Origin of the sequence: Pseudomonas sp. SMSB3 (assembly GCF_052041965.1) — a bacterium.
Lineage (GTDB): Bacteria > Pseudomonadota > Gammaproteobacteria > Pseudomonadales > Pseudomonadaceae > Aquipseudomonas.
Genome location: NZ_JBKGGV010000001.1, coordinates 49,294 through 61,453, shown reverse-complemented (window position 1 = coordinate 61,453; position 12,160 = coordinate 49,294). Strand labels below are relative to the sequence as shown.

The window sequence follows — 12,160 nt, the reverse complement described above, 5'->3', positions numbered from 1 at the left end:
CAAGGCCTGTTGCAGATACCGGCATACGCCGTGCTCGTTCCCACCTGCCGTCGCCAGCCCAATAGCAGGACCAACGCTTGACCAATCTCAATCATCCGACCCCGCTGCGCCCCGCTACACCGGCATCGGTCGCTTCGCTGCGCGGCTCGGTGAAAGGCGCATTGGCCTTGCTGGCACTGATTCTGCTGAGCCTGTTGCTGTGGCAGTTGTTCTCGCAATACCGTCACACCCAGGACGACCAGCGCCGGATGAGCCTGGATGTCAGCACCAAGCTGGCCGACCAGTTGAGCTTGAACATGGCCTTGCAGGCGCAGCAGGTGCTCAACCTGATCCAGCCCTACGCCGCCGCGCCGACGCCTGCCGCCCTGCCGAGCCTGATGGCGACGCTGCGCGAGCGCCTGCCGGCATTGCGCGAGATGGCCTGGCTCGACCAGAGCGGGCGCCCGCGCAGGGACAGCCTGGCCGGCAGCCCGGACCTGGCGGCGATCAGCGAAATGCTCGCGCTCAATCAGGGCCACGGCCACTACTTCTCCAACTCGGCAGATAACCGCACGGTCTATCTGCTGCTGCGCCAGCCGCCCGAGCAGGACCGCGGCTACTGGCTGCTGCGCCTGTCGGCCGACTACTACCCCACCCTCACCGGCCGCCTGCACGGGCCGGGCCAACCGTTGTGGCTGCTGGAAAACAGCCGCAGTGGCGAGGTGCTGGAGCGCCATGCCCCGCTGGCCGACGACAATGGGGCGCTGCAAAGCGTGATGCTGGCCTTCATCGACCACAGCGCCTGGCAGCTGCGCGGCCTGTTCGATGAGCGCCAGGCGCGCCATGAACTACTACCTGCGCTGATCGGCAAGTGCCTGCTGGTGCTGTTGTGCGCCCTGCTGCCAGTGCTGGCGCTGGCCAACATGCGCCGCCGCCAGCGCGCCCTGCACGAAGACCGCCGGCGCTACCAGGACATCTTCGAGGGCACCGGCGTGGCCTTGTGCGTGCTCGACCTGTCGAGCCTGCCGGGCCAGCTCGACCGCTATCACCTGCGCAACCTGGCCGGGCTCAAGCAAAGCCTGGCGCTGGACCCCAACCTGCGCCGCTCGCTGCTGCACGAGCTGAAGATCACCGAGATCAACCAGGTGGCGCGCCAGCTGCTCAATGTCGAGAACCACCAGGGCGCTTGGCAACGCTTGATCGATGGCAGCGGCGACGGTCGCGGCAGCGTCGGGGCGCAGTTGATCGATGCCTTGATCGAGCAGCGCCCGTCACTGGAGCTGGAAGTGCGCATCCCCGCGCCACTGGGCGGCGAACTGCACCTGTGGCTGATGGCGCGCCTGCCGCAGCAGCGCCGCGACTACCAGGCAGTGATCCTCAGCATCAGCGACATCACCAGCCGCAAGCAGGTCGAGCTGTCGCTGCTGCAGCGCGAAAGCTTCTGGTCCGACGTGGTGCGCACGGTGCCCGACCAGCTGTACGTGCAGGATGTGCTGAGCCAGCGCATGATCTTCAGCAACCGCCACCTGGGCCAGACGTTGGGCTACGACCGCCATGAGCTGGCGCACATGGGCGACCGCTTCTGGGAAATGCTCCTGCACCCCGAGGACGCCGCGCACTATCAGGCGCTGCGCCAGCAACAGCGCGACAGTGGCCATGACCAATCGCTGCACACGCAATTGCGCTTCCGCCACCGCGACGGCAACTGGCGCTGCTACGACATCCGCGAGCAAGTGCTGGCGCGCGAGGCCGATGGCCTGGTGACGCGGATCATCGGCATCGGCAAGGACGTCACGGTGCAGATCGAAGCCAGCCAGTCGCTGCGTGACAGCGAGCAGCGCTACCGCATGCTCGCCGAGAGCATCAGCGACGTGATCTTCTCCACCGACAGCCGCTTGCAGCTCAACTATGTGAGCCCGTCGGTGAATGCGGTGCTGGGCTATCAGGCCGACTGGATCTTCGCCAATGGCTGGCAGTCGATCATCGCCAACCCGGCCCAGCTCACGGGCATCTACAGCCTGATGGAGCGGGTCAGCCAGGCCATGGGCGACAACGCGCAACTGGCGCAGCTGCGCAGCCAGTTGCCGACCCAGCTGTTCCTGTTCGACTGCCTGCGCGCCGATGGCCACAAGATCCCCATCGAGCTGCGCCTGGTGCTGGTGTGGGACGACCAGCAGCGCTTCGAGGGCGTGCTCGGCGTGGGCCGCGACATCAGCCAGCAGCGCCGGGCGGAAAAAGACCTGCGCATGGCTGCCACGGTGTTCGAGCATTCCACTTCGGCGATCCTCATCACCGACCCGGCCGGCTACATCGTCCAGGCCAACGAAGCGTTCAGCCGGGTCAGCGGCCACACGGTGGGTGACGTGCTCGACCAGTTGCCGACCATGCTGGTGGTCGAAGACCAGCAGGAAAGCCACCTGCGCTACATCCTCAAGCAACTGCACCAGCGCGGCAGCTGGGAGGGCGAGGTGTGGCTCAAGCGTCGCGACGGCGACCGCTACCCGGCATGGGTGGGGATTACCGCCGTGCTCGACGATGAGGGCGACCTGGCCAGCTATGTGTGTTTCTTCACCGACATCAGCGAGCGCAAGGCCAGCGAGCAGCGCATTCACCGCCTGGCCTACTACGATGCCTTGACCCACCTGCCCAACCGCACGCTGTTCCAGGACCGCCTGCACACGGCCCTGCAACACGCCGAGCGGCAGAAGTCCTGGGTGGTGTTGATGTTCCTCGACCTCGACCGGTTCAAGCCGATCAATGACTCCCTCGGCCATGCCGCAGGCGATCGCATGCTCAAGGACATGGCCCTGCGCCTGCTGGCCTGTGTCGATGACGACGACACCGTGGCGCGCATGGGCGGCGATGAATTCACCTTGCTGCTGCAACCGGGCGCGACCCGCGAGGTGGCCCTGAACCGGGCGATCCACGTGGCCGAGCACATCCTTGCCAGCCTGGTGCGGCCGTTCGTGCTGGAAAACCGCGAGTTCTTCGTCACCGCCAGCATCGGCATCGCCCTCAGCCCGCAGGACGGCAACGAGCTGAGCCAGCTGATGAAGAACGCCGACACGGCCATGTACCACGCCAAGGAACGCGGCAAGAACAACTTCCAGTTCTACCAGACCGAGATGAACGCCAGCGCCCTGGAGCGCCTGGAGCTGGAAAGCGACCTGCGCCACGCCCTGGAGCAGGACGAATTCATTCTCTATTACCAGCCGCAGTTCAGCGGTGATGGCAAGCGCCTGACCGGCGCCGAAGCCTTGTTGCGCTGGCGCCATCCAACCCGCGGCCTGGTGCCGCCGGGGGACTTCATCCCGGTGATCGAGGAGCTGGGCCTGGTGGTGGATATCGGCGACTGGGTGTTGCGCGAGGCCAGCCGGCAGCTGAAGGTCTGGCACAAGAACAAGGTGCGGGTGCCGAAAGTGTCGGTGAACATCTCGGCGCGGCAATTCTCCGATGGCCAGTTGGGCACGCGCATCGCCACGATCCTCGAGGAAACCGGCCTGCCGCCTGCGTGCCTGGAGCTGGAGTTGACCGAGAGCATCCTGATGCGCGAGGTGACCGAGGCGTTGCAGATCCTGGCGAGCCTGAAGAACCTTGGGCTGAGCATCGCGGTAGACGACTTTGGCACAGGCTATTCGTCGCTCAACTACCTCAAGCAGTTCCCGATCGATGTGCTGAAGATCGACCGCACCTTCGTCGACGGCCTGCCCGAGGGCGAGCAGGATGCGCAGATCGCCCGCGCGATCATCGCCATGGCCCACAGCCTGAACCTGGCGGTGATCGCCGAGGGCGTGGAGACTCACGAACAGCTGGAATTCCTGCGCGAGCATGGTTGCGATGAGGTGCAGGGGTATCTGTTCGGCAGGCCCATGCCGGCCAATCAGTTCGATGCGCAGTTCGCCAACGAAACGCTGTTCATGTTCCAGTGAAGCAGCGGCTGCGGCATACAGAATTCTCTGAAAGTGAAAGGGAGGCCGATCCCACCGGAACACCGCACGCGCCGCAAAAACCGGACTCCAGAGTCAATTCCAATCCCCGCCCAGCCCACAAACGGCGCGGCCTGCAACATGAGGCCCATTGGTCCGCGACTTGACGCCACTTCATATGCCAGGCGCGGATCAATCGGTTAGAATGCCCCCCCAAATTACCCCGATCCTTGAGGACCGCCATGTTCAGCCGTGATTTGACCATTGCCAAGTACGACGCCGAGCTCTTCGAAGCCATGCAGCAAGAAGCCCTGCGCCAGGAAGAGCATATCGAGCTGATCGCTTCGGAAAACTACACCAGCCCCGCTGTGATGGAAGCCCAGGGCTCGGTCCTGACCAACAAGTACGCTGAAGGTTACCCAGGCAAGCGTTACTACGGCGGCTGCGAATACGTCGACGTGGTCGAGCAACTGGCCATCGACCGCGCCAAGGAACTGTTCGGCGCCGACTACGCCAACGTCCAGCCGCACGCCGGCTCGCAGGCCAACGCCGCGGTCTACCTGGCGCTGCTGTCGGCGGGCGACACCATCCTGGGCATGAGCCTGGCCCACGGCGGTCACCTGACCCACGGCGCCTCGGTGAGCTCCTCGGGCAAGCTGTACAACGCCGTGCAGTACGGCATCGACGGCAACGGCCTGATCGACTACGACGAAGTCGAGCGCCTGGCCGTCGAGCACAAGCCGAAGATGATCGTCGCTGGTTTCTCGGCCTACTCGCAGGTCCTGGACTTCGCCCGCTTCCGCGCCATCGCCGACAAGGTCGGTGCCTACCTGTTCGTCGACATGGCCCACGTCGCTGGCCTGGTCGCCGCTGGCGTGTACCCGAACCCCGTGCCATTCGCCGACGTGGTCACCACTACCACCCACAAGACCCTGCGCGGTCCACGTGGCGGCCTGATCCTGGCGCGCAAGAACGAAGAAATCGAGAAGAAGCTCAACTCGGCGGTATTCCCTGGCGCCCAGGGCGGCCCGCTGGAGCACGTCATCGCGGCCAAGGCGATCTGCTTCAAGGAAGCGCTGCAGCCTGAGTTCAAGGCCTACCAGCAACAAGTGGTGAAGAACGCCCAGGCCATGGCCGAAGTGTTCATCGAGCGCGGCTTCGACGTTGTTTCCGGCGGCACGCAGAACCACCTGTTCCTGCTGTCGCTGATCAAGCAGGAAATCTCCGGCAAAGACGCTGACGCTGCCCTAGGCAAAGCCTTCATCACCGTCAACAAGAACTCGGTACCCAACGACCCACGCTCGCCGTTCGTAACCTCGGGCCTGCGCTTCGGCACCCCGGCTGTCACCACCCGTGGCTTCAAGGAAACCGAATGCCGCGAGCTGGCTGGCTGGATCTGCGACATCCTGGCTGACCTGAACAACGAAGCGGTGATCGACGCCGTTCGCGAGAAGGTCAAGGCCATCTGCAAGAAGCTGCCGGTATACGGCAACTGATCGGCTAACGTCTGATCATCCAGAGCCCGGCCCAGTGCCGGGCTTTTTCATGCCGGGCGTTTTTGTCGGCGCGCGGTAGCCCGCTGCCCAGTGCTACCCTGTGCGCCCTGCAATCACCGACGCACAGGCCCACCTTGACCCGAGAGCAACTGGAAACCCGGCAGATCCCGATCTATTTCATCGCCGTGCTCGCCGCCCTCGCCTTCGGCCTGTTGGCCAGCGATACCGCGCGCCACCTGGAGCGGCTCGTCACCCCGGCAATCGCGGTGCTGATGTATGCGATGTTTCTGCAGATTCCCTTTCTCGACCTGCGCCAGTCGCTGGGCAATCGCCGCTTCATGGGGGCGTTGTTGCTGGCCAATTTCGTGCTGCTGCCGCTGCTGGTCTGGGCGCTGACCCGTGGCCTGGTCGAGCACCCGGCCATTCTCATCGGCGCCCTGCTGGTTCTGCTGACCCCATGCATCGACTACGTGGTGGTGTTCACCCACATCGGCAAAGGCGACGCACGATTGACCCTCGCCGCCACCCCGGTGTTGCTGCTGATGCAGTTGGCGCTGCTGCCGGTTTACCTGGCCAGCATGCTCGGCGACGACAACGGCCTGACCTTGAGCATCGCCCCCTTCATGGAGGCCTTCGTGCTGCTGATCGTGCTGCCGATGCTATTGGCCGTGCTGACCAGCGCCGGCGCTCGCCGCTCACCGGCGCTAGCGGCGTGGAATGCCGGCTGGGCCTGGCTGCCGGTGCCGGCCATGGCGTGGGTGCTGGTGGTGGTGATCGCCTCGCAGATCGCCTTGGTGCGCGGGCAGATCGAGCAACTGCTGCCGGTGCTGCCGGTGTACCTTGGCTTCATGCTGCTGGCGCCGCTGTTGGGCGCGTGCGCGGCACGGCTGTGGCGCCTGCCGGTGGCGCAGGCGCGCGCGGTGACGTTCAGCGCCGCTACCCGTAACTCGCTGGTGGTACTGCCCTTGGCTTTGGCCTTGCCAGAAGACCTGCGCGGGCTGGCGGCGGCCGCGGTGATCACCCAGACGTTGGTGGAGCTGACCAGTGAGCTGGTGTATGTGCGGGTCGTGCCGGCGCTGATCCGTGAGCGGCGCTAGCAGCTGCGGGGGAGCTGGACGTTGAAACGGGTGCCGTAGGTGGCGTCGGAGTTCAGGCTGATCATGCCGCCATGGGCCTCGGCGATCTGTTTGACGATGAACAGGCCCAGCCCGACCGAGCGCAGCGAATCCTGCTGATGGCTGCCGCGGGTCATCGGCTCGAACAGCGTCGGTAGCACGCTGTCGGCAATTGGTGCGCCGTGGTTGTGCACCGACAACAGCGCGCCCTCCCCCGACAGGTCGGTGGTCAGGGTAATGGGGTGGCTCAGGTCACCATAGGCCGCGCTGTTGGCCACCAGGTTGCCGATCATCTGCTGCAAGCGGTCGCGGTCCACGCTGAGCGTGCCCTGGCCGCGCGACAGATGGCGGATGCAGGCCTTGGGGAAGGCGATCCTGAGTTCGCTCACCCACTGATCCACGGCCTTGAGCAAGTCCACCTGCTGACGGCAGATGCCGATGCCCTTGCCCAGCCTGACCGAGGCGAAATCCAGCAGGTCGACGATCATCCGCTGCGCGCGCTCGGCCGAGGTACTGATGCTGCCGAGCAGAAACCGCGCTCGATCCGTAGGTGCGTCGCGGCCCAGCAGATCGGTGGCCATCTTGATGGCCGTCATCGGGTTCTTCAGGTCATGGCTGGCGATCGCCACCATCTGCTCAGCGAACTGCGCCCGCCGCTGGGCCTCGGCATACGCCGCCGCCAACTCGGCCTGCGCTTGCTGCAGCGCGCGTTCGGCCTGGATCTTCTGCGCCAGCGCCTCTTCGGCACGCTGCATGGCGATCAGCACCGCACGCTCGTTACGCTCACGCTCAGACAAACTGAACAACGCCAGGTGAAAGCGGATGCCATCGTCGCCCTGGCGCCGCACGCCATCGAGCAGCAGCGGCAGCGCATGCCCATCGTGGTGACGCAGGGCCAGCTTCACCTGTGATACCGAGCCCTGCATGTTCAGCAGCGGCCCCCAATGAGTGAGCATGAACATGCGTCCGTCAGCGGTCAGCAACTGTTCGAAACTGCCAGCCTGCAGGGTCTGGCCCGGGTAACCCAGCCACTCCCTGAGCGTCTGGTTGCAGCGCACCATCATGCCGTCGGCCTCCATCACCACCAGCCCACAGGGCGCATGGTCGAAGAACGATTCGTTGAACAGAAGCGCGGTGTCAGTCATGGTCGAAGCCATGGCGGGCGAGGAACCTGTCCACCGCCGCCGTGCAGGCGCTCGGCGCACTGAGCTGTGGGTAGTGGCCCATGTTCTCGATCAAGCTCAGCTCACTGTCTGGCAGCACCCGCTCCAGGTACTGGCCCACCGCCACTGGCACGACCGGGTCACCGGTGCATTGGATGATCAGCGTCGGCACATTCAGCCCTTCGACTTCCTGGCGATGATCGGAGAGGAAAATCACCCGGGCGAAGTGCCGCGCCACTTCGGCATTGGTGCGCATGAAGCTGCTCGACAGTTCTTCCTCAAGCGCCGGTTGCCCTGGCGTGCCCATCAGCACCGGGGCCATGGTGCTGGACCAGCCCAGGTAGTTTTCATCCAGCGTGAACAGCAGCGCGTGCACCTCCTCTTCGGAGAAGCCGCCCTGGTAGCCGTCCTGATTCACATAGCAAGGCGAGCCGCCGATCATCGCCAGCCCAGCCAAGCGCCCTGGGCGCATGCGTTCGGCCAACATGGCGATGAGGCTACTGACCGAATGCGCAACGACGATGACCGGCCCCTGGGCGTAGGCGTCGATGATCTCGTTGAGATCCGCCGCATAGCCCCAGAGCGATGCGTACTTCTCGCGGTCGTAGGCGGCCAGGTCAGAAGCGCCGGCACCGACCAGGTCATAGGTGATCACGCGAAAACGGGAGGTGAAATGCGGCAGCAGAAACTTCCACATCGACTGGTCGCAGCCGAAGCCATGGGACAGGATCAGGGTCGCATTGCCGTCGCCGACGACGTGCACGTTGTTACGCTTCTGCAGGGTCATACATATCCCGGTGTCGTTCGACGTTGCTGAGCAGTGACAACCCGTCCAATCTGGCATTGAGAATAGCCGGGGCATGGTTCAAGCGGCGGCTTCGCTTGCGGCCCCAATTGGCCACCATACGCGATAAGACGACATAACGCGCTAATCGTGCGGTCAGGGAGCTTGATTTCATTGGGAAAGACGGCCGCATGGCACAGCCTGGAGGGTTTCTGCGCCTGCCGCTTGCCGGGTGTCATCTGACCAGCGGTAAGGCGCTGGGCGGGTGTATGAGCGCTAGATGAACGGACGCGAAACCAACTCAAGCCCCAGCAGCACCAGGAAGATCAAAAAGCCCTGGCGGAACCGCGCCGGGCTGATGCGCAGCCTGATCCGCTGGCCCAGCCACATGCCTATCAAGGCAGGCAGAACAGCCAGCGTGGAAATACCCACCTGCGAAACCTCAAACGCATCGTGGAAGAAAAGCCCAAGCGCCAGCGCCACGGTCGATACGGTGAAGGACAGGCCCAGTGCCTGCACCAGCTCTTCCTTGTCCATGTCCAAAGAGCCCAGGTACGGGACCGCTGGCATGACAAACACGCCTGTAGCCCCCGCGACCAGTCCGGTGATCAGCCCCACCAGCGGCGACAGCCATGTCTCTGCCTTGACCGGCACCGTCAACTTCGGCGCGAGCAGCGCATAGGCGGCATAGACGATCAGCGCCGAGCCCAACCCGAAGCCCGACCAGACCGGGTTCACCGCCACCAACAGCGAAGCGCCACCGAGCGTGCCGACGATAATGCACAGCATCATTGGCCACAGCCTGCGCAGCAACCGCCCTATCGACGGCCCGGCAAACAGCTGCCACACATTGGTGATGAACGAAGGAATGATCAGTAACGCCGCAGCCGCCGCGGGCGACATCACCGTGCCGAGCAAGCCCATGGCGACGGTGGGCAAGCCCATGCCGGTGATGCCTTTGACCAAACCGGCAGCGAGAAACGTGCCGGTGAGCAGCAAGGTGTAAAGAACAGCGTCATGCAGCACAGCGAAATTCCCTTTGTACGAAGCCGTGATTCAACCGTCGTTATTTTCGTAACGCAGCCACCCGGCTGTTAAGGACTTGCCATCCTCCGTGTCTTTCGGATGGACCCGCCCCTCGCTCACAGGCACTTCGGCGAAGTCGAAGGGGCTCATGCCTTCGATACAGGCGACATTGACCCCGTACTGGTCCGGATCGGAGCGGCGTTGGTGAAAGGTGTAGATGCCGCACTTGGCGCAGAAGTAGTGCTTCGCTTCGTTCGTATGAAATTGATAGAGCGTGAGCGCCTCTTCGCCCTGGGTGACCGTGATATCTCCCAGGCGCGCTGTGACAGCCACGGCACCGCGCATGCGGCACAACGAGCAATTGCATCGGCGAGCGCTTCGTACACCTTCGGTCAAGCGCACGGAAAAGCGCACCGTACCGCAATGGCAGGCGGCTTGAAGGATGGGGCGGACGTCGGGTTTATCGTTGTTCATAAGCAGTCATCAACCCATTAGCGATGGCACTGGCTTCGAGTTTGACACGCTCGGCGTCGAGAAACGCATAGGCCGCCTGCAGCGTATCGATCTTCGTCTGAATGTCGGCCATCTTGCCGGCGACCAACGCTGCGCCTTGAGCGCAATCAATGGTGTTTCCGCGTTTGGCCGCCAGTATCTGGCCAATTTCCGCTAGCGAAAACCCGCCGCTCTGCGCAGTTTGAATTAACGCCAGTTCGGCCACCGTCTGTTCGGTGTAATTGCGGTAATTGTTGGCTTGCCGGTTGGCCGCGATCAGCCCGAGGTGCTCGTAATACCGCAGGGTATGGCGGCCAACGCCACTGCGGCGCTCCAACTCTCCAATGTTCACCGTGAAAGTCCTTGACTGTAGAGCGTGCTCTACACCTTAGCCTGCGGCCATCATCCAAACAAGGAATCGGTCATGGGCGTGGAATGCTTTGTCACAGGCGGCAGTGGGTTCATTGGGCAGCATCTGGTGGCGCGTCTTAGTGCAGCGGGGCATACGGTGCGGGTGCTGATGCGCAAGCCTGGGAACATTGAGCGGCTAAGGCAGGAGGTTGGGCAGCTGGGAGGTGTTGCAGGGTTGGTTCATGCGGTTGAGGGCGATGTTAGCAAGGCCGGGCTTGGGCTTAGCGAGAGGGATAAGCGATGTGTGAGTGCGGCCAGGGTGGTTTTTCATTTGGCCGCGCAGTTCACTTGGGGGCTGACACTGGAGCAGGCCCATGCGGTGAATGTTCAAGGGGCTTTGAATGTTGCCGGGCTAGCAGTCAGCCAAGGCGCCAGGTTGTTGATGGTGGGTGGTTACATGCTGCGCAACGAGCCGCATCTTTTGGGTATCGGGGTGGATATCGCGCAGCCTGAACGCACGGATTGGCCTGCTGTTTATCGGCGGGTCGGCGGTTATGAAGGGAGCAAGTTGGAGGCGCACTTTGCGGTTGTGCGGTATATGCACGAGGTTGGCGGGGATTACGCCATCGTTCACCCTGCCACCGTGTGTGGGCATAGCGAGACTGGGCACATTGTTGGAGGGCAACCGCTGGCTGGGTTGATTCGGGACCTTGCTGCGGGGCGGTTCATGGCGGTGCCGGGGACTGCCGAGCATTGGTTGCCATTGGTGACTGTGGATTATCTGGTGGCGATGATTGTTGGGGTGGCGTTTGATCCGGCGATGAATCAGCGTGAGGTATTGGCGCTGTATGAGCACACACCGAATTTGCAGGGGTTACTTCAGCTGTTGGCCGCGGCGTTGGGCGTGAAGGCGCCGCGCTGGCATGTGCCGATTACGCTGCTGCGGGCTGTGTTGCGCATTCCTGGATTGGGCAAGCGGTTGGGGATCAGCGCAGAGTCGCTGAATTTCATTCAGACGCAGCGGTTCGATATGGCTGAAAGCACGCGGTTGGAGCGCAGGTATCGGATTGCGCATCCGGATATGGGGCGGGCTTTGGAGAGTACGGTGCGCTATGTAATGGGCGGTGATTTAGCGCAAGTGCGCTCAGCCGCAGGAGGGCTGCAAAGCAGCCCTAACGTTATCAGCGGTCGCCGAGGCTAATTGCCGCAGCCGGCTTGGGCGTTATTCGGATTCATCCGGGTCGAGCATCTTGCCGCAGAGCTCGCTGGTCAGGCGGCTGATGATGCGAATGGCCTGGTGGATGCCTGCGGTGTTGCGGAAGCTTAAATGGGGGTTGTGCTCGCATTCGAGCACTTCATCGTGCTGGACCAAGGCTTCGCCCAGTAGCTCGAGGGTCCAGGCGTAGCTTTGCACGGTGGAGAGGCGCTCGAGGTCAGTCATGGGGCACCTGTTGGGGGGTGGTGGTCGGGTTAAGCAGGTTGGTTGATAGAGAGAAGCGATGGGGTTTGGGGCGTGGGGTTAGCCGGCGGTGGGGAGCGGATGCGGGGATCCTGGATGGGGTATGGGTGGGCATGCATGAGTTCCTTTCGTTGTGGAACTGCCACCGCTCGCGGCCAAGCAAGTTGAGGTGGCAGCAGTACGCGGGTTGGCCGACCGGGACGAAAGGAGCCCGGCACACCCGAAGGTGTCCCGCGCACCACCGCCATAACACGACATCGCGGGCACAAAAAAAGCGCCTGCGATGAAGATTGGGCGCTGCTGCGCCTTTCGATTCCGACCGGCCAAGGTCGCATCGCCGATGCTTCGGCGACTTGGGGAATTTAGCTT

General features: G+C 63.5%; 10 protein-coding genes. 4 read left to right on the top strand and 6 right to left on the bottom strand.

What is annotated here, in order from left to right:
* Nucleotides 1-77 precede the first annotated feature (77 nt).
* The 3 genes from ACLEJW_RS00295 (at nt 78) to ACLEJW_RS00285 (ending at nt 6,498) form a co-directional block, all read left to right on the top strand.
* Nucleotides 78-3,908 carry a sensor domain-containing protein gene (locus ACLEJW_RS00295; RefSeq protein WP_440776825.1) on the top strand — a complete coding sequence of 1,277 codons (3,831 nt, stop codon included), beginning with the start codon at nt 78-80 and terminating at the stop codon, nt 3,906-3,908.
* A 239-nt stretch (nt 3,909-4,147) separates the two neighbouring features.
* The gene (gene glyA / locus ACLEJW_RS00290; protein ID WP_145191621.1) at nt 4,148-5,401 is read left to right on the top strand and encodes a serine hydroxymethyltransferase; all 1,254 of its coding nucleotides are present in this window, start codon (nt 4,148-4,150) and stop codon (nt 5,399-5,401) included.
* Between the two features lie 134 nt (nt 5,402-5,535).
* Nucleotides 5,536-6,498 (top strand): arsenic resistance protein, encoded by a 963-nt coding sequence (locus ACLEJW_RS00285; protein ID WP_440776824.1) that lies wholly within the window; start codon nt 5,536-5,538, stop codon nt 6,496-6,498.
* Here the strand turns inward: ACLEJW_RS00285 and ACLEJW_RS00280 are convergent.
* The 5 genes from ACLEJW_RS00280 to ACLEJW_RS00260 form a co-directional block, all read right to left on the bottom strand.
* Nucleotides 6,495-7,661, bottom strand: a complete 1,167-nt coding sequence (locus tag ACLEJW_RS00280) for an ATP-binding protein (protein ID WP_440776823.1) — start codon at nt 7,659-7,661, stop codon at nt 6,495-6,497. The two genes, ACLEJW_RS00285 and ACLEJW_RS00280, sit on opposite strands and share 4 nt — an antisense overlap.
* Nucleotides 7,654-8,466, bottom strand: coding sequence for an alpha/beta fold hydrolase (locus tag ACLEJW_RS00275; protein ID WP_440776822.1), 813 nt, complete (start codon nt 8,464-8,466; stop codon nt 7,654-7,656). The genes ACLEJW_RS00280 and ACLEJW_RS00275 overlap by 8 nt, the downstream gene beginning before the upstream one ends.
* Before the next feature lie 273 nt (nt 8,467-8,739).
* Nucleotides 8,740-9,462, bottom strand: a complete 723-nt coding sequence (locus ACLEJW_RS00270; protein ID WP_440776821.1) for a sulfite exporter TauE/SafE family protein — start codon at nt 9,460-9,462, stop codon at nt 8,740-8,742.
* Between the two features lie 57 nt (nt 9,463-9,519).
* Nucleotides 9,520-9,963, bottom strand: a complete 444-nt coding sequence (locus ACLEJW_RS00265) for a GFA family protein (protein WP_440776820.1) — start codon at nt 9,961-9,963, stop codon at nt 9,520-9,522.
* A complete protein-coding gene (locus ACLEJW_RS00260) occupies nt 9,950-10,333 on the bottom strand; it encodes a MerR family transcriptional regulator (protein ID WP_440776819.1) in 384 nt (127 codons plus the stop codon). The genes ACLEJW_RS00265 and ACLEJW_RS00260 overlap by 14 nt, the downstream gene beginning before the upstream one ends.
* A gap of 72 nt (nt 10,334-10,405) precedes the next feature.
* Between ACLEJW_RS00260 and ACLEJW_RS00255 the strand changes: the two genes are divergently transcribed.
* Entirely contained in the window at nt 10,406-11,533 is a 1,128-nt protein-coding gene (locus ACLEJW_RS00255) for an SDR family oxidoreductase (RefSeq protein ID WP_440776818.1), read from the top strand.
* A gap of 21 nt (nt 11,534-11,554) precedes the next feature.
* Here ACLEJW_RS00255 and ACLEJW_RS00250 read toward each other — a convergent pair whose 3' ends face one another.
* Complete coding sequence (locus ACLEJW_RS00250; protein WP_313458292.1) at nt 11,555-11,773, bottom strand: hypothetical protein; 219 nt, start codon at nt 11,771-11,773, stop codon at nt 11,555-11,557.
* Between the last annotated feature and the right edge of the window lie 387 nt (nt 11,774-12,160).